The organism is Paraburkholderia rhynchosiae (genome assembly GCF_002879865.1).
Taxonomy (GTDB): Bacteria; Pseudomonadota; Gammaproteobacteria; order Burkholderiales; family Burkholderiaceae; genus Paraburkholderia; species Paraburkholderia rhynchosiae.
The window spans coordinates 26,362-44,366 of sequence record NZ_PNXY01000014.1 but is presented as its reverse complement, the minus strand read 5'-3'; the positions used below and the strand labels follow the sequence as shown (position 1 = coordinate 44,366).

Genomic DNA, 18,005 nt, shown 5'->3' with positions numbered 1-18,005 from the left:
CAGCTAGTTGCGAGCCACCAGCTGTTTCGCCGATCCGATGTTTTGGGATTCGAGCTTTCGCGCGTGTCGAACTCGACAGCCAGGCTATTATCGACTCATGCCGACTGTCTCGATGGCGTGGGTGTTGGGATGCTGCCCTCAGAGCCAGTTAATGGCGCGTGTTTCTGAAAGGAGATTGCGATGGCTGAGTTCATAACATGCCTGTGGTTCCATCAAGGTAGAGCGCGCAGCGGCAGCAGCTGATTGACACGCAGACGCAGCGGTTTGGCCAGTCGATCAGTCTCGATGTCGCTGGCAGGAAGCCTTCGACGCTGGCTACCGCGTCAGCGATCGAATGATCGCCAGCCATGCGTTTTCCTGATCCAACGTCGCTTGGCGTGTCAAATCCTTCAAAGGCGAACAGATGGAACGTTCCAATTACGTACATGACGACACAGGCAATCTGGTGCTGCTCGAGCATGTGAACCTAACGATACCGGACCAGCGTCTCGCGACTGCGTTCTATGTCAGCGGACTCGGACTCACGCGCGATCCCTATCTGATGACCGGCGTGACCAATATGTGGATCAACATCGGTCGTTCACAGATTCACTTGCCGCACGGCGACGCGCAGCGCCTGCGCGGCCACGTCGCGCTGGTCGTGGGCAGGCGCCAATCGCTGATCGCACGGCTGCGCGCGGTTCGGCCCCTGCTCGATGGGACCGCGTTCGGATGGACCGAGCGGGCCGACCGCGTAGCGCTCACCTGTCCATGGGGAAACCGTTACGACTGCCTCGATCCGGATGCGTATCAGGCGGATGCGCCGTGGTCGGGCATCGATCTCGGCATCGCTTATGTGCAACTTGATGTGCCGGTCGGTTGCGCCGGGTCGATTGCCGCTTTTTACCACGACGTGTTCAATGCGCCCGTCGAGATCCGCGACCACAACGGTTCGCGGCAGGCGCTGATCGCGGTCGGGACGCATCAGCAACTTGTCTATGCAGAAACGCTCGCGCCAAACCCGGAATACGACGGGCATCACATCCAGCTCTATGTCGGCAACTTCTCGGAACCCTATACGCGGCTCGCTGGGCGCGGGCTGACCTATGGCGAGGAACCTCATCAATATCGCTTTACCGACATCATCGACCCCGTGAGCGGGGCGCTTTGCTTCAGGCTCGAACATGAGATACGTAGTCTGCGCCATCCGCTCTACGCACGGCCTCTGGTGAACCGGAATCCTGATCAAAGTAACCGGAATTACCGCACGGGCGACGATGTGCGCAGAGGCGTGTTCTAGTCGGCGTGCGCAATTTTGTCGATGCAACCAGCAACGCTGGCGTCGTATATCGCGAGCGGGAACTGGGCGCATCGCAAGGCTCTGCGCGATCTGAATTCAGCCATTTCCAACGAACGTAGCAAGAACATGTCGCCCCGCGCGGTACCCGGCATCGCGTGCCTCGTCCTCGCTATGAAATGTTTCCGCGAATTCCTGGAACCGCTTGCTCTGGCCGGCAATGTGTGCGTTTGCACCGTGGCGGCAAACGTAGCCAATGAAGTGATAGAGCGTGCCGGGCGCCGGTGGGCCATATGCAAGGACCGGAAGTACCCAGATTTCAAAGCCTTCGTGTTCGATCTTGTCCCACATGGCAGCCTCCGTGCCGGTTTTCCGGAGATCGTAGCATGCAATGGCTGGCGATCTTGACCTCGCAGGAGAGCGCGAGGCATTCGGAATGTAATGAGGTATCCAAATCAAATGCTGGGCGACACGTGAGGCGGGCGAGTAGCGAGGACCGCCGCACGACGTCGACAATGCAACATGCGTCGCCATCAATCCCGCAGCAGCCCCTCCATCGGAATCGCCGGTGTTCGTCCCGCGATCAGGTCGGCCGTGATGCGAGCCGATCCGTGGGACATGGTCCAGCCGATATGACCGTGACCGGTATTCAGATAGAGGTTGCGATACTTCTTGCGGCCAAAAAACGGCAGGTTCGTCGGCGTCATCGGCCTGAGCCCGGCCCACATCTCGGCGCGAGCGTAGTTTGCGCCGGCAGGGTAGAGTTCCTGCGTGACTCTCTTCATAAATGCAAAATCAGAAGGCTTGTGGCTCGTATCGTAGCCGGCAAACTCGGCTGTCGCGGTGACCCGGATCCGGTCACCGAAGCGCGAGATTGCGACCAGGTTCTGCTCGTCGACCGCTGCAACGGTGGGTGGCAAGGGCTTGCCGTCGATCGGAATGGTGAGGGAGTATCCCTTGATCGGATAGATCGGAAGCTCGATGCCGAGCTGACGGCCAAGAACCGGGCTATAGGAGCCAAGGGCGAGCACATACGCGTCGCCTTTTACCCCACCTCGACTCGTTCTTATGCCCACGACGTCCTGCCCTGCGGTTTCGAAGCCGCTAATGGTGGTGTCCGTCAGAAGGGTACCGCCGCGTGCGACAACCTTTTCGACAAGGGCGCGGGTGAACTTCGCGGGATCTCCGGTCTCATCGGTCGGGCAGTGAATGGCGCCCGCAATCTTGTCTTTTGCCGAAGCCAGAGACGGATCGAGCGCGACGACCTGATCGCGGCTGAGAACCCTGATGACCTGGCCATCCGATTCCAGCAACTTCATGTGCGCGACTCCGCGGTCTAGCGCTTGCTGGTTCCGATGGAGATACAGAATTCCGCGGTCGTTCCGATCGTACTCTATGGCTTCCTCAGCAACCACATCCTGCAGGACGCATTGCGAGTACGCTGCGAGCCGATGCTTGAGCAGGGTATTCCGGCGTGCCTTTTCCGACGTGCATTCCATCAGGAAGCGCCACGACCAGCTGTACAGCCGGGGGTCTGCCGAGAACCTGAAGCGCAACGCCTGATCTTTCAACACCAGCGATTTGAGGAGAATCATCGGCGCTTTGGGCGAGGACCACACAAACGAATGTCCGGGCGCGATCATCCCTGCGTTACCCCAACTGGTCTCCGCCGCGACTACAGGCTGCCGCTCGACGATCACGACCTCATGGCCATCCTTCTGTAACTGGTACGCGGTCGTCACACCGACGACCCCCCCGCCGAGCACGATAACTTTCATGATGTCCCCAGATGTCGTTTGCGCCGACCCCCGAGTGAAGTTCGCACCGTCCGTCTTGCCGCTTGCCCGGGGCGAGCCGTCCACCCGCTTGCCGGACACGTGCCTCGCCTGCCGATTTTTCGTCGTGCGGTGAGTCATTCATGGCGTCGCTGCGTCGCTGCGGTTTTTGTGCTGCGCCGCCATCGATTCCTGCTGCGCAGGGGGCACCGGGGCGTAGTGACTGAATTGAATACTGTAGTTGCCGTGTCCGCCAGCGATGGCGTTCAGACGCGACTGATAGTCGTTGAGTTCGGCAAGCGGCACTTGCCCGGCGACGACCACGGCATCCCCGGCGACGGTGCGAGCGCCATGAACCTGGCCGCGCCGCGAAGACAGATCGCTGATGATGTCGCCCATCGCGGGTTCTGGCGTCGTCACCTCGATGTCCACGATAGGTTCGAGCACAACTGGCTGCGCTTTGAGCACCGCATCGATGAAGGCTTTGCGCCCGGCGGTGACGAATGCCACCTCCTTCGAGTCGACCGAATGGCTTTTGCCGTCGAAGACAGTGACTCGCACGTCCTGCATCGGGACGCCGGCAAGCGGCCCGCTCTCGATGGCCTGGAGAACGCCCTTTTCCACAGCGGGCATGAACTGACCGGGGATGGCGCCGCCCCTGACGGCGTCGACGAACTCGAACCCCGCGCCTCGCGGCAGCGGCTCGACGCGCAGCATAACTTCACCGAACTGTCCCGCGCCGCCGGTTTGCTTCTTGTGGCGGCAGTGCCCCTCGGCGCAGCCGCCGATGGTTTCGCAATAGGCAATTTTCGGCGGCCGCGTCACGACTTCGAGCTTGAACTGGTCTGACAGCCGCTCCAGCATGTAGCGCAGGTGCAACTCGCCGAGACCGCGCACCACGGTCTCGTTGGTGCCGGCCTGGTGTTCGATGCGCAGACACGGGTCTTCCGCGGTCAGCCTCTGCAGAATTTCCCAGAGACGCTGCTCGTTGCCGCGGCGCGCCGGCTCGATCGCCAAGCCGTAAATGGGCATAGGCAAGTCCGGCGGGACCAGGTGGATGTTGCCGTCCTCGGGGGCGTCATGCAGCACGGCATCGAGGCCGATCTCGTCGACCTTGGCCACGGCGCAAATATCGCCGGGTCCGGCACGCAGGACATCCACGTGCTCCTTGCCCTGCAACATCAATAAATGGGCGACCCGGAACGGCTGCCGTCTGTCGCCGATATAGAGCTGGCTATCGCGCACGATCGTGCCCTGGTAGATGCGAAACACGGCCAGCTTGCCGATGTAAGGGTCTATCGAGATCTTGAAGGTGTGGGCCAACACGTGCTTGTCGGCGTCGGGCTCCGCGCGCACGATTTCCCGGCGACCGCCGGTATCACGGTAAAAGAGTGGCGGGTTGCCTTCCATGGGATTCGGCAGGAGCCGGACGAACAGGTCGAGCAGCTCTGCGATGCCGGTGCCGTTGACCGCCGACGTGAAGCAGATGGGTACCAGATGACCTTCGCGCAGCGCCCGCTCGAAGGGTTCGTGCAACTGCTCGGGGTGGATGGCCTCGCCTTGCTCCAGGTAAAGCTCCATCAAGGCCGGGTCGATCTCGATTACCTGATCGACCAGCGCATTGTGCGCTGCTTCCACGGCCAGGAAGTCGGCCTCGCCGGCAGGGTTGAAAAAGCAATCCACCACTTGACGGCCACCCTGCGCCGGCAGGTTGATGGGCAGGCATTGCGTGCCGAAGTTCTGCTGTATTTGAGCCAGTAACCCCGGCAGGTCGACCTTTTCTCCATCGATGCCGTTCACGATGATCATTCTGCAAAGCTTACGTTCACCCGCCCGGGCCATCATGCGCCGGGTGGTCATTTCAATGCCGGTCTGCGCATTGATGACGATGGCAGCAGTCTCGACAGCGGGCAAGGCGCTGATCGACGGCCCGGAAAAGTCTGGATAGCCGGGCGTATCGAGCAGATAGATGCGGGTATCCCTGTAGTGCAGGTGAACGACGGCCGAGTTTAGCGAGTGGTGGTATTTGCGTTCGAGCGGCTCGAAATCGCAGACGGTAGTCCCGCGCTCCACGCTGCCGGGCGCGTGGAGCGCGCCGCCATGGTGCAGCAGCGCTTCGGCAAGCGAGGTCTTGCCGCTTCCAGCATGCCCGACCAGGGCAATGGTGCGGATGGCATCGGGGCTATAACGCATGTTCGCCCTCGCGCAGTAACGGGTGTGGGGCCATTATTCGTGAAAATCAGCCTGCGTGTCACGCGGGGTAATCGTACGATTCGGGATGCAGCAGTCTCACTTCCATTGCGGCTGATCCAGCACCATCCCGTGCTGCCCCTTGTAGGCGGCCACGGCCGGCGGCGTCCACCCATCCAGCATCTGTGGCGCGAGTTGCCAGATCTCGACGCCAAGCGGCCGGCACACCTCCAGCGGATCGCGCGCGTCGGGACCCCACATTGGCACTGACAGATCGCCGCCCGGACAGGTCGACAGCGCGCATAGCAAGTCTATCTCCGCGAAGAATTCGAGGTAGTCGCCTTTCTTTGCCGGGCAGGCCTTCATGAAGTACTTGTCTTCGAGATTCAGGCCGGTGCATTGGAACACGTTCAGTACGTCGTGCACGTCGTACTCAGTCAACCCATAGGGGGCGATGGCGCGTGTCAGGTTGGAGTGGCAGTGGAAATGAAAATCCTCGCCGGTCAGCATGCGGTTCACATACGGGTCGCAGCGGGTGCCGAGCAGATCGTGGACCCGGCCGCCGTGCTCGTCGACGCCGTAGGCTGCAAGGCTGTCATCGGTGATGGTCACCATTGGCCGCAGGAACGGCAGCGTCGACCACAGGCGATCGAACGTGCTGACGTGCGCCTGCTGCAACTGGCGCGTACGCGATGCCCACATGCGCTCGCGCGGGTTGTGCCGGTTCCATATGTTCAGGTCGGCAACCTGTGGGCCTTCGATGGTGACAATGCGAAACACGTGGCCGGCCGGCACGGTCCATGCTCGCCCCGAGCGGATCGGCACGACGATCGATTCAACCAGCGTGCGGGTATCTTGCAGTGAAGCGATGCGCTCATAGAAAGTTTTGTCGACGTCGAGCGCGGAGCCTTTTGTGGATTGATAGGCAGCAGGGTAATTCAGCATGATGGATGCCTCCTTGGAAAACAGGCTTTCCTGCTTGCCGACGACCGTCGTCAAGCGACAGATCGAACGGCAGAAAATATCCGGTCAGTTCGAGAACTCAGGCCGGCGCCGTGCCGCGCTCAGGCGGTGTCGTCATCGTTCCGGGGCGACGCAGCATCTTGTCCACCTCGCCGGCGTGAAGTTCTTCGACCAGGATCATCTGGCGTGCATATTCTTCCAGCGCGACTGAACGATCTTCCGTCAGCGCCAACAGCTCCCGGTACAGGTCGAGAGCGACTTTCTCGGCTTCGAGCGATTCACGCAAAATGGACGCAATGTCGAAGATGTGCGAGTCGAGAAGCGGACCGATCGCCAGAGACGGGTAGGCATCCAGGGTAGTGATCCATTCGCCGGCCTGCTGAGCGTGCGCAAGCGATTCGTCGGCCTGTTGCCGCAGCCACGCCACAATGGGAATGCGGCCGAATCCAAATACCAGGAATGAATAATGAGTATAACGAACCACACCGGCCAGTTCCGACTCCAGAATCCGGTTCAGCACTGCAACGACCTTTTCCTTTTCGACCTCTGACATGTTTTCCTCCATTGCGTAGTAACCGTTTCAAGCAAGCTGATTGAATCGATTGGCGAGTTACTCGGCCGCGACAGCACTGCCGCCGAGATAGGCAGCGCGGACCCGGTTATCCTGAGCCAGATCGTGGGCGGACCCTGCAAGCGCAATGCGCCCGCTTTCCAGCACGTAGGCCCGCTGAGCGATGCGCAGCGCCTGGCGGGCGTTCTGTTCGACGAGCAGAATCGAGGTGCCTTCGCGGCAGATGTCGGCAATCATGCCGAATATCGCACGGACCAGCTTCGGCGCGAGTCCCATCGACGGTTCGTCCAGTACGACGATGCGCGGGCGCAGCATCAGGGCACGGGCAATCGCCAGCATCTGTTGTTCGCCGCCGCTGAGTGTGCCTGCCAGCTGGCCGCGTCGCTCGCCAAGCCGCGGGAATGTCTCATAGAGCTGCTCCCTTCGCTGTTGCAGCGCCGCACCGTCACGCCGGATCAGATAGCCGCCGAGTTGCATATTTTCCTCCACCGTTAGTGCTCCGAACATGCGCCGCCCCTCCGGCACATGCCCTAGACCCAGCGCCACGATCTGGTGTGCGCGCAATCCCGTCAGGCGTTGCCCATCCATGACGATCTCGCCTGCCCGCGGACGGATCAGTCCGGAAATCGCCCGCAGTGTGGTCGTTTTCCCCGCGCCATTGCTGCCGAGCAAGGCGACGATCTCGCCCTGCGCGAGGTCTAGCGATATGCCGTGCAGAACTTCAACGTTCCCATAGCTAACATGTAAATCGCGGATTTCTAGGAGTCCCACAGCGATTTCTCCCCGGCAGTATCGTCGGCCGCCTCGTCTTTCCCGGCTGCGCCGAGATAGGCATCGATCACACGCGGGTCCGCCTGGATTGCGGTGGGCTGACCCTCGGCAATGATGACGCCGTGGTCCATCACAATGACCCGGTCCGATACGCCCATGACCAGCATCATGTCATGTTCGATCAGCAGCACCGTGACGCCATGGTTCCGGATCCGCCGGATCAGTTCCATCAGCGCGCGTTTCTCGGTCGGGTTCATGCCCGCTGCAGGCTCGTCCAGTAGCAGCAGGCGAGGGTTGCTGGCGAGCGCGCGGGCGATCTCCAGCCTGCGTTGGTCGCCGTAGGGCAGATCGGCGGCGCGTTCGCCAGCCCGGCCCGCGAGACCGACGAAGGCGAGCCAGCGCAGGCCCTCGGTCGAATGATCTGCGGCATCGGCACGCGCGGACGGCAACGCTAAAAGCTCGGCTGCGAGCGGTGTGCGGAGCCGATGATCCATGCCGATCAAGACGTTTTCGAAGGCCGTCATGTGGGCGAACAGACGGATGCCCTGGAAGGTCCGCGCCATGCCTTGATGGACGATGCGATGAGGTGTCCCACCGGCGAGCAGTTCCCGACACCAGACGATCTGGCCGCCGGTCGGGCGGATCACGCCGGTAAGGCAGTTGAAAACAGTTGTCTTGCCGGCGCCGTTCGGACCGATCAGGCTCACGATCTCCCCGCTGCGCACCATGAAGCTGACACCGCCGACTGCCAGCACGCCACCGAAGCGACGTTGCATCTCGCGCACCTCCAGCACGATTTCCTCGGTGACAGCGTGGCTGGGCGCAGGAGCTTGATCGGCGCCAGCGCCCTTGCGCGCCGGCGCGACCCGGCGCAGCGGTGCTGGCCAAAGCCCTTGCGGCCGCAGCAACATCAGAATCACGAGCCCGATCGCGAAAGCGAAGATGCGCCAGAGGTTGAGAAAACGTAGCATTTCCGGAAGGCCGGCGACGATGATGGCCCCGAGAATCACGCCGGGAATGCTCCCCCGGCCGCCGAGCACGACCACGATCAGGATCGTGACGGACTGCAGATAGGTGAAGCCAGTCGGGTCGATGGTGCCGAAGCGGGCGGCGAACAGGCTGCCCCCCAGCCCGCCGATCAATGCGCCTATGACGTAGGCGAGCAGCTTGACGCGCAGCGTCGGCACGCCGACGGCCTCGGCGGCCGCCTCGTCCTCGCGGATGCTGGTCCAGGCGCGGCCCAGCCGCGACTGGCCGAGCCGTATGGCGAATACGAGCACCAGCACGAGGAACGCCATGCCCAGTTCGTAGAGCGCCAGCGGCGAACTGATTTCGAAACCGAACAGGCTGGGGCTGGCGATACCGAAAATGCCGTTCGGTCCGCCCGTGATGTCGAGATTGGTGGCGACGATGCGCGTGATTTCGCCGAACCCCAGCGTGACGATCGCCAGATAGTCGCTGCGCAGGCGCAGGGTAGGGTAGCCGATGACGATGCCCGACACCCCGGCGAACGCAAGACTGAACGGTAGCGTTTCCCAGAACGAGAAGTGCAGCAAGGTTTCCAGCAGCGCCGTCGTATATGCGCCGATCGCGAAGAAGGCCGCATAGCCCAGATCGAGCAGTCCGGCATAACCGACCACGATGTTCAGCCCGAGACCCAGGATCGAATAGGTGACGATGGTCAGGCCGACATTGATCAGATAGTTGCTGGCGACCGCGGGCAGCGCGACGGCGGCTGCAAGCAGCGCGACGCCGGCAGGCGGGGCCCAACGCGCGGAAGCTTCCCGGGCGCTCATGGATCACATTCTCTCGACGACGCGTTCGCCGAACAGCCCCGTCGGCTTGATCACGAGTACGCCGATCAGCACGCCGAAGACGAACACGTCGGTCCATTGCGACGAGACATAGCCCGCGCCGAAGGCTTCGAGCAAGCCGATCAGGATGCCGCCCGCCATCGCGCCCGGAATGTTGCCGATGCCGCCCAGCACGGCGGCGGTGAACGCACGCAGGCCTAGCACGAAGCCCATGAAGAAATTGATCTGCGTGTAGTACAACCCCTCCATGACGCCCGCCACGGCGGCCAGTACCGAACCCAGCAGGAAGGTCAACTGGATCAGGCGCTCGACGTCGATGCCCATCAGACGCGCGGCGTCCTGATCGATCGCCAGCGCGCGCATCGCGGTGCCAAGGAAAGTGTGATGAACGAAGAAATACAGTGCCAGCATCAGCGCCAGACTCGCCGTGACAATGCCGATCTGCGCGAAAGTGATCTGCACGCCGTGGATCTCAAATCCAGCCTGGCTCAGCACATGTGGATAGGTGCGAAAACCCGGGCCGTAGATCAGCAGCACCCCATTTTGCAGCGCCAGCGAGACACCCAGTGCCGTGATCAGAATAGACAGCCGCGGCGCGCGCAGCAGTGGCTGATACGCCAGCCGCTCGATCGCGAGGCCGAGAGCACCCGTGACCGCCATCGAGGCCAGAAAGGCAATCAGCAGCGCCAGGGAGAGCGGCAGGTGCGCGGCGGCAAGCACCATCAAACCGGTCCAGCCGATGAACGCGCCGACCATGAACAGGTCGCCATGAGCGAAGTTGATCAGCCGGATGATCCCATACACCATCGTGTAGCCGAGGGCGACGAGGGCGTAGAACGAGCCGGTCGTCAGCCCTTCGACGACGAACTGGAAGAAGTCGCTCATGACTGAGCGTAGCGTGCGCCAGCGCCTACTTCATCGCTGCCCAGTGTCCTTCCGCATCCTGCCTCCGGTAGGGCTCGAACTTGTCGTTATGCACGATGATGGTGATGTACACGGCCTTGTTTCGGTCTCCCTTCGCATTGAAGCCGATCGTCCCGGTCGCACCCGGGTAGCCCGACATCTTGTGTAGAGCGGCGGTGATCGCGGAGGGCTGCACCGATTTTGCGTCCGCGATCGCTTTCGCCGTGACCCCGACGGCGTCGTATTCGTACACCGAGTACGGTCCTGGCCCTTGTCCGTAAGCCTTCGTATAGTCATCGACGTAGCTGTGCGCACCGCTCAGGAACTGCGCGAGTGGCGCCGTCGTGATGATCATGCCGTCGGCGGCGGGGCCGGCCGTCTTCATCAGCGTCGGATCGTTGGTGGCGTCGCCGCCCATCAGGGTCATTTTCAGGCCCAGTTGCCGCGCCTCCTTCACCATCAAGCCGGCTTCGGAGAAATAGCCTGTGTAGTAGATCACGTCCGGCTTCAGCGAGGCGACCCGCGTCAGCGTTGGTGAGTAGTCCATCTGACCGGGCGTGATCGAGTTGGCGTAAACGACATCGACGCCGTTCTTCTTCAGAGCTTCCACGGTGTTCTGAGCGAGGCCCTTGGAGTAGGTCGTGTTGTCGTCGATCACCGCCGCGCGTTTCGCGTGCAGGACGTCTTTCATGAAGCTTGCGGCGAACGGGCCCTGCTGGTCGTCACGGCCGATCGTGCGGAACACGTTGTCGTACCCCATCTCAGTCAGTTGAGGATTGGTCGACGCATCCAGCACGTAGGGAATTCCCGCACGATGAAAGGTTGTCGATTCCGGCAGCGCTGCGCTTGAGCAATAGCCGCCCGCTACCGCGACAACGCCCGCATCGACGAGTTTCTGTGCCGCCTGCACCGCTGTCTGCGCATCGCAGGCGTCGTCCTCTGGCACCAGCTCGATCTGCTTGCCAAGCACGCCCCCGGCCGCGTTGATTCTGGCGGCGGCGAGCTTCGCGCCATTGACGATGTCCGTGCCGGCGTTGGCACTGCTGCCCGACAACGGGACGGGTACGCCGATCTTGATGGTGGTGCCCTGGCTTTGGACAGAACCGGGAGCCAAGCCGACAAGCAGGGCGAGAGCGGCCGTGATAGCCCTGATTGGCATGTGCCGCACGCCCCGATCTGCACCAGGGCAGCCATTCTTCTGAGCATTCATGTGGGTCACTCCTTATTGTGAAAGGGATCGGGCGAGCCGCCACACGGATTTATAGGTGACATCAGAAAACGGACGGACGTGGCACCTGCGAGTGATTACCTGCAAGGTCAATAGACTGACTGCTGGTTTTCGCCCGCGTGCGTGCTGGCACGAAAGCGCTTCTTTCATGATAGGAGGCGGTGTGCGTTGGGACGGTATAGGGTATTTGCGTATAAGCCGTTACACAAAACGTGCAGGCAATCCTCTACCTTTAAAGGGCAGTGACCGGAGGCACCCGCGAACTCGAACGCTGCATGACAGGATGACACTGAAATGAGTGCGATTGCACAGCAGGGTGACCCGTATACGACGCTCGACTTCACGCTGGACGACGGTATCTGCAGGCGTGCCGCCATCGGCCTCGTGGTGCTTGCTACCGATCATACGATCGAGCATGAGTGGCGGGGCTTGTTGACGCAGGACGGCGTTGCGTTCTATGAAAGCCGTGTGTACAACTCAGCGGAGATCACGCCCGAACGGCTGGCGGAGATGGAGGACCGCATTGCACCTGCGGTCGAGCTGATTCGTCCGGCCGAGCGCATCGATGTGGTGGCGTTTGGCTGCACGTCCGCGTCGATGGTGATCGGGGAGGAAAAGGTGTTCGCACGGATTCACGAAGCGCGCCCGGGTGTCGCGTGTACTACGCCGATCACCGCAGCGCTGGCAGCGCTTCGTGCACTAGGCGTTCAGCGCGCGGCACTGCTTACGCCCTACGTGCGTTCGATCAACGATTACATGCGCGACTATATCGAGTCGCGTGGTCAGGGCATTACGCGCATGGCGTCGTTCGAGCATGCGAACGATAACGAAGTGGCGCGGATTGACGCGGCGTCGTTGCGAACTGGCGTTGAGCGACTTGCCCGCAATCATGACGTCGATGCAATTTTCGTATCGTGCACGAGTCTGCGCATTGCCGCGTTGATTCCTGAGCTTGAGGCGGCAATCAGCAAGCCGGTGATATCGAGCAACTACGCGATGGCCTGGCACGCGTTGCGACTTGCCGGTGTGAGAGATTGTGAGCCTCATCTTGGGCAACTGTTTGCGCTGTGATGTTGTACGTTAAACGCGACGCCGCGAGGTGTGGCGACAGCGTGGCGGGTTGAATAGACGCCCCGTTGGATTTCACCCAGGTCATTTCTGGTCCTTGGAACGGCCAGCACCGAGCGCTTCGAGTAACGGCCGCAGAGCATCCAGTTCCGTGCCGAAGCCGGTCCAGTCTCCCGCCTTCAGTCGCTCGATGGCGCGGTCATAGTGGGCCAGTGCCTCGCGGGCGCGCGCGTCCACCGTGCCTCGGGCCGGCGATGCCGCTCCCGCTCGCGTGGTCTCCTTGAAAAGCGCCGCCAGGGCTTCATCCAACGTTTCCTCCATTACCACACGGTCGCCATAGGCGGCGATCACCCGCTTTAACTCGGGCAACTGACCGGACGCCGCGCGCAAATACAGCGGGGAGACGTAGAGGATCGAGTTCTCGATCGGCACAACCACAAGATGACCGCGAATGACGCGTGAGCCCATCTGGTTCCACAGCGAGATCTGCTGCGAGATCCCGGTATTCTGCTGAATGCGCGCTTCGATCTGAAACGGTCCATAGACCAGCTTGTCCTTCGGGAACGTATAGACGATAAGCTTGCCGTACTCGGATGGATCGCAACGCGCCGCGAGCCAGGCGATCATGTTCTCACGCTGGCTTGGCACCATCGGCAGCATGAGGACGAACTCGGCGCGTGCGTCGCCGGGGAGTCGCATGATCGTGTAGTACGGCGGCATCGTGATGGCGGCGCTGCCGCCATCCATAGCGCCCAGTTCCCGCGGAAACTGCCACAGGTCCTCGCGGTTGTAGAAGACCTCCGGCGCATCCATATGATAGGTTCGGTAGAGTTGCGCCTGGGTCAGGAACAGATCTTCGGGGTAGCGGACATGCTGCCGAAGGTCGGCGGGCATCGCGTCAAAAGGCTTGAATAAACCCGGGAAGATGCGCTCGTATGTGCGCAGGAGCGGATCGGCCGGATCGCTGACGTAGAAGTCGACTGTGCCGTTGTACGCGTCGACCACAACCTTGACCGAGTTGCGGATGTAATTGGCGCCGTCGCCGAAACCCGGCTGGGCGTAAGGAAACCACCGGCTGACGGTGTAGGCGTCCTGCACCCAGAACAGCTGCCCCTTGCTTGCGACGACATAGGGGTCATGGTCGAGAGTAAGGAACGGCGCGATCGTGCGCACGCGGTCCTGAATATTACGGTGAAAAAGGATGCGGCTCTCGTCCGTGATATAGCCGCTCAGCAGGATGTTGGGATCGTCGAACTGCCAGGCAAAGAGACTGCGTCGCGCCGCGCTGCCGATGGCGACGCCGTCGCGCCCGCTGTACGTGGTGTAGATATTGTCCTTTCTCTTGGGATAGTCGAATTCGGCTACGCTGGCTTTCACGATGATGTAGTCCTGGCCGCCTTCACCGAAATAGAGCCGCGGTTCGTGAATGGCCGGGCCGCCGGTGGCGACAGGCGGAATATCGTACAGATAGAGGGAGGGTAAGCCCTCGATGGACTTCTCGGTGACCGGCGACATCACGACGCCGTTGCCGTGGGTGAAGATAAGATGCAGGTTCACCCAGGTTTGAGCGTTGGCCGGAAGCATCGCAGGGTCCAGTTCGCGCGCTGACAGCATCACCTGCCGGTAACCGGTGTCAAGCTGATAGCGATCGATGTCCACCGAGAGAAATTTGTAGTAAGTCCTGATCTCCTGCAACTGTGCGTACGTATCCATCAGCGGCTGCACATCCCATAGCCGGATGTTGTCGATGGTCGCGCGATTGGCCTGCAGCGAGTCGAGAGTCAGTCCCTGCCCGGCGTCGAACGGTTGGACCGCAATCTGCGCGAGGCCGTAAGCTTGTCGCGTCAGCGCGATATTGTGCTTGATATAAGGTGTTTCCAGTCGCAGTTCGCTTGGTTTGACATAGAAGCGCTGAAACAGCGCCGGATAGATCACGGCGAACCCAAACGAACTGCCGAATACGAGCAGCGCCAGGGCGGCGGGCAGCCGATAGCTCCGCCAGCGCATGTTGACCCAGAGGGCGACGGCTGAGGCTGTGGCAAGGCCCACGAGCATCCACAGGACCGGTAACCTGATGTGGACATCGGTATAGCCGGCGCCGACCACGACGCCGTTGTCGCCATAGAGCAGCAGAAAGCGGTCGAGCCACCAGGACCAGGCCTTTACGGCAAAGAACAAACCGAGCAGTGCCGAACCATGAGTGGCCGCGGCCGGCGAGAGACTCCGTGGTGGCCGCTCCAGTGCGATATCGCCGCGCAGCCCGTAGACGGCACCTGCCACGATCACGCTGCAGAAGACCACTCGCAGCAGCCAGTTCTTGAGCGTGACGTACGCGGGTAGCGAAAAGAGATAGAAACTGATGTCCTTGCCGAAGATCGGATCGTGCTCGCCATAAGGTACCTGATAAACGAAGCGAAGCGCGATGTCCCAGCTCGAGATTTCGGTGGCAGCGAGAAGCAGCCCTACGATGACCGCGGCGCAGGCGATACTAAGGCGCCAGCGAACGCGAGGCGCGACCAGTTCGGACAGATCGCCGGTGGTTTCCGTGGTATCCGACTGACTGGCTGCTCCTGCTCGCGAGGTATCGACACCCCTCGCGTAACGATGCGCGACGATCCCCGACAGCCATATCGCGCCCGCCGAGACTGCGAACACGATGGTAAACAGCAGCGCCCTGGCCGAAAGGATTGTCCGGAAAACGCCGCTATAGCCGATCGAATCGAACCACAGCCAGTCGCCCAGGATGCCGGTGATGCGTCCGACGACAATCAGGCTGGCGATCACGGCCATCGCCGTGATCGCATAACGTCTTAGGCGCACGCCGGACTGCACCTCCGAGCGCATAGTCCCTCCTTGATTGGCCCGTCGCACATGCCCTGCTACGATCGGATCAATTGCGCACCGCGGGCCTGCCGCGAGCGTGGCTGAACCGTTGTCAACGCAGCGTTGATGACCCGCGGCTAGCCGCTCTGCGACCTGCGGGACGCGAGCCCGAATGAGGCGGGTTCAGATCAGTTGAATTATTGTAGTCCGTGTGAGATGGGGCATCGGCGAAGGTAGGCGAGATGCGTTCGTCACCCCGCATCGCAGTGAGGACGCTCACGTGTTTCGCCCGTTTGCGTACGTGCGATAGGCCGCCATGGCTTTTAATGCACGGCGTGAGGAGCGCCGTGTCCCATCATCACAAAGCCGGATACTTTGCCGGCTTGCGATTCGCACTCAACTCCGGAATACGGCAAACGACCCGATGTCGTTCAGCACGTCGTTTCGATGATTCTTGCTGCTATCGCGTCGTGAAATCAAATGATTTCGGCCCGTGCCGGCCACGATGTAAAGCGGATATGTCATGCTAGGATTTCTCCAGGACACCGACGGAGGTCGCTATGTGGACCTGTCGAAACTGCAATGTGTCGTTCGACTTTGGACAGGTCGAACAGGAACTCGATGAACAAGGATTCTTTTTCCTCTGTCCGGCCTGTGACTACCGGAACAATCTGGTAGACACAGGTCGAGACGCGACGGGGCGCCCGAAGCTTGTCCAGAGCGACGACGAGTAGAGCAATCTTTTGGAGACAGCCATGCAGTTCGACTACAAGGAGTTCTATATCGACGCGTCGCCGCTCGATGAAGGGGGGGCGCTACTTCGGGCGCGCGAAGATCTACCGGCGCGCATCGGCGGGTGGCGATGCCGTCGAGGTGAAGTATTCGGGCGACCTGGGCGACTATCCTTCTGACGCGGATGCTTTCGAAGCGGCGCAGCGCTGGGCGATCCAGTGGTGCGACGAGCATGGCGCGTAGTACGACTGTGTTTGGAGTTAGGCTTAAACATAGGCGGAAGACTCTCTTAAAATTTAAGCGTTACCTCGTGTCCGGTTTTCGACGGGGCCGTTCCGACGCGCGAGCCATCGGGGCCTAGCAGGTTGAAGCTGATGGTCTCGGATGCTTCCGTGGCCGAGTAGAGGCGCACCGCGATGGAATCCACCCCGAATGTGATCGACAGCGATGCAATTGAATGGGCAGCCACGTGCGTCTCCCAATTGAAGGCGAAGATCGGGGGCGCTCCCGCCGGCTTTTGCCGCTTAGCGCCGGAGACTTCAGATTGCCACTGCGATTCGCCAGGCGACGCGCGGCGAGGCAACGGTCTGGAGCAGCTACCGTAGCTATCGCGCAGGCGGGCGTGCAAATTGCTCGATCGCTGGTGTTTTTCCGGAAAAGGAGGCGCTATGGCAGAGCAACACAGACCCGGCGAGACGGTGAAAACGTCCAGCATCGTTCACGGCGCAACGCATTCACACAAGCACAGCGAGCTCGGCAGTGGCGACGACTAGCTGGCCGCTCCCGAGGCGTTGGAGATCTGTCTCAAGGCATGAGGCTGCCGGCGCAACTTCGCAGCAGCACAGGCCGGTGATCGCGATGGGGCTATTGCAGCGGGGGATCGATAATATGGCCAGACTGCGGACAGCATGGGTGCTGCTGCCCACCGCGGCTCTTATGCTTGCCGGTTGTGTCGCCGCCGGCATCCCATACAATGGACCCCACCTAAGCCCCACAGAATGTCGCGACCTCGCTGCGCTCAAAACCAATGCGCCCCCAACGATGGCTGAACACCAGAGCGAACTTGCTGCGCTCAGGAAAGCTGGCTACGACCCGTCCCCTTGGTATGACGACCCGTACTACCCCGATGATCTACAAGCGGCACAGCGCCTCGTCGATTATTGGTTCCAAACCGAGTGCCAGCAAGCTCAGCGTCGCTGAGAAACGGGGGCCTATGACCCGTTGACGTACGTGAGGCGTCGACGTGTCATGGCCTTTCGCCGCCCTTTGCCGTTTCGCGTTCCGCGACGTGCCATTCGATTTCGTCCGACGAAAACGGAAGGCGCATAGGGTCAAGCGTTACTACATTCGCAAAGGCGACAGGACTACAGCGGCCGGCGCGGTGACAGAAGGCTCGCTGGTCATGCAATGCGATGGCTTGCCCCTCGCGTTTGAAGGTGATGCGGTTGCGTGTCCCGCCTGCACCAGCACCGGCAAGATCCTCTGCAACAGTCCGCGCTGGCCCAAGGCAAGTCCCCATGGGAGCCGGACTGCATTGAATGACGACTTATGTTTGTGCCGGTGCAATCCGTTGCCTCGCCTTATCGCCTCGCAAAGCACAATGTCCGTGTCGAGGGAAAGCTCACCGGCAGACGCGGCCGCGCTGCAGGCAACGGCCCATGTGTACCCGGCGCAAGTTGCAACTGCCACCGCACCGCTGGCGGCGGACCAAGCGCGACAGGCTAGGCACGGACGGCGCCCCTGGCCTATGCGGGCAGCCCGACGGGTCGTGAAGATGTCATGCAGCTGGCTGCACGAGGCGTGAGCGAAGAGGATGAGGCCGAATGTCATGCCCAGTACGAAATGGACATGGGAACGTGCAACGCTGCCAGAGCCATGTATAGAAGTCCTG

15 protein-coding genes and 1 pseudogene are annotated in these 18,005 nt (G+C 61.5%); 5 read left to right on the top strand and 11 right to left on the bottom strand.

The window, feature by feature from the left end; genetic code table 11:
* Nucleotides 1–403: 403 nt before the first annotated feature.
* On the top strand, nt 404–1,279 hold the full coding sequence (locus C0Z16_RS20115) for a VOC family protein (RefSeq protein WP_102633866.1): 876 nt from the start codon (nt 404–406) through the stop codon (nt 1,277–1,279).
* 96 nt (nt 1,280–1,375) lie between these two features.
* Here C0Z16_RS20115 and C0Z16_RS20110 read toward each other — a convergent pair whose 3' ends face one another.
* The 9 genes from C0Z16_RS20110 to C0Z16_RS20070 all read right to left on the bottom strand — a co-directional run bounded on the left by C0Z16_RS20110 (nt 1,376) and on the right by C0Z16_RS20070 (nt 11,473).
* Nucleotides 1,376–1,627: a hypothetical protein gene (locus C0Z16_RS20110; protein WP_102633865.1), complete on the bottom strand. Its 252-nt coding sequence runs from the start codon at nt 1,625–1,627 to the stop codon at nt 1,376–1,378.
* Between the two features lie 182 nt (nt 1,628–1,809).
* A complete protein-coding gene (locus tag C0Z16_RS20105) occupies nt 1,810–3,054 on the bottom strand; it encodes a D-amino acid dehydrogenase (protein ID WP_102633977.1) in 1,245 nt (414 codons plus the stop codon).
* Nucleotides 3,055–3,192: 138 nt separating this feature from the next.
* Nucleotides 3,193–5,244: an elongation factor G gene (fusA, locus tag C0Z16_RS20100; RefSeq protein WP_102633864.1), complete on the bottom strand. Its 2,052-nt coding sequence runs from the start codon at nt 5,242–5,244 to the stop codon at nt 3,193–3,195.
* 96 nt (nt 5,245–5,340) lie between these two features.
* On the bottom strand, nt 5,341–6,186 hold the full coding sequence (locus C0Z16_RS20095) for an urea carboxylase-associated family protein (RefSeq protein ID WP_102633976.1): 846 nt from the start codon (nt 6,184–6,186) through the stop codon (nt 5,341–5,343).
* A gap of 97 nt (nt 6,187–6,283) precedes the next feature.
* Nucleotides 6,284–6,757: a ferritin-like domain-containing protein gene (locus C0Z16_RS20090; protein ID WP_102633863.1), complete on the bottom strand. Its 474-nt coding sequence runs from the start codon at nt 6,755–6,757 to the stop codon at nt 6,284–6,286.
* A 57-nt stretch (nt 6,758–6,814) separates the two neighbouring features.
* Nucleotides 6,815–7,546 (bottom strand): ABC transporter ATP-binding protein, encoded by a 732-nt coding sequence (locus C0Z16_RS20085; protein WP_102633862.1) that lies wholly within the window; start codon nt 7,544–7,546, stop codon nt 6,815–6,817.
* Nucleotides 7,534–9,342: a branched-chain amino acid ABC transporter ATP-binding protein/permease gene (locus C0Z16_RS20080; protein ID WP_102633861.1), complete on the bottom strand. Its 1,809-nt coding sequence runs from the start codon at nt 9,340–9,342 to the stop codon at nt 7,534–7,536. Before C0Z16_RS20080 ends, C0Z16_RS20085 begins: the two co-directional genes overlap by 13 nt.
* A 3-nt stretch (nt 9,343–9,345) precedes the next feature.
* Nucleotides 9,346–10,245, bottom strand: a complete 900-nt coding sequence (locus C0Z16_RS20075; RefSeq protein ID WP_102633860.1) for a branched-chain amino acid ABC transporter permease — start codon at nt 10,243–10,245, stop codon at nt 9,346–9,348.
* A gap of 25 nt (nt 10,246–10,270) precedes the next feature.
* Nucleotides 10,271–11,473, bottom strand: coding sequence for a branched-chain amino acid ABC transporter substrate-binding protein (locus tag C0Z16_RS20070; RefSeq protein WP_102633859.1), 1,203 nt, complete (start codon nt 11,471–11,473; stop codon nt 10,271–10,273).
* Between the two features lie 312 nt (nt 11,474–11,785).
* Between C0Z16_RS20070 and C0Z16_RS20065 the strand changes: the two genes are divergently transcribed.
* Nucleotides 11,786–12,562 carry a maleate cis-trans isomerase family protein gene (locus C0Z16_RS20065; RefSeq protein ID WP_102633858.1) on the top strand — a complete coding sequence of 259 codons (777 nt, stop codon included), beginning with the start codon at nt 11,786–11,788 and terminating at the stop codon, nt 12,560–12,562.
* A gap of 81 nt (nt 12,563–12,643) precedes the next feature.
* Here the strand turns inward: C0Z16_RS20065 and C0Z16_RS20060 are convergent, their stop codons facing one another.
* Nucleotides 12,644–15,403, bottom strand: coding sequence for a UPF0182 family membrane protein (locus tag C0Z16_RS20060; protein WP_102633857.1), 2,760 nt, complete (start codon nt 15,401–15,403; stop codon nt 12,644–12,646).
* Nucleotides 15,404–16,137: 734 nt separating this feature from the next.
* On the opposite strand from C0Z16_RS20060, the pseudogene C0Z16_RS20055 reads away from it, so the two are divergent.
* A pseudogene (locus tag C0Z16_RS20055) lies at nt 16,138–16,357 on the top strand (hypothetical protein).
* 46 nt (nt 16,358–16,403) lie between these two features.
* Here C0Z16_RS20055 and C0Z16_RS20050 read toward each other — a convergent pair.
* Nucleotides 16,404–16,583, bottom strand: a complete 180-nt coding sequence (locus C0Z16_RS20050) for a hypothetical protein (protein WP_175130633.1) — start codon at nt 16,581–16,583, stop codon at nt 16,404–16,406.
* Nucleotides 16,584–17,002: 419 nt separating this feature from the next.
* Here C0Z16_RS20050 and C0Z16_RS20045 point away from each other — a divergent pair, with 419 nt between their 5' ends.
* Together C0Z16_RS20045 and C0Z16_RS20040 are read left to right on the top strand one after the other, a co-directional pair.
* Nucleotides 17,003–17,314 (top strand): DUF4148 domain-containing protein, encoded by a 312-nt coding sequence (locus C0Z16_RS20045; RefSeq protein ID WP_102633975.1) that lies wholly within the window; start codon nt 17,003–17,005, stop codon nt 17,312–17,314.
* A 43-nt stretch (nt 17,315–17,357) separates the two neighbouring features.
* Complete coding sequence (locus C0Z16_RS20040) at nt 17,358–17,918, top strand: PAAR domain-containing protein (RefSeq protein WP_407070681.1); 561 nt, start codon at nt 17,358–17,360, stop codon at nt 17,916–17,918.
* Nucleotides 17,919–18,005 lie beyond the last annotated feature (87 nt).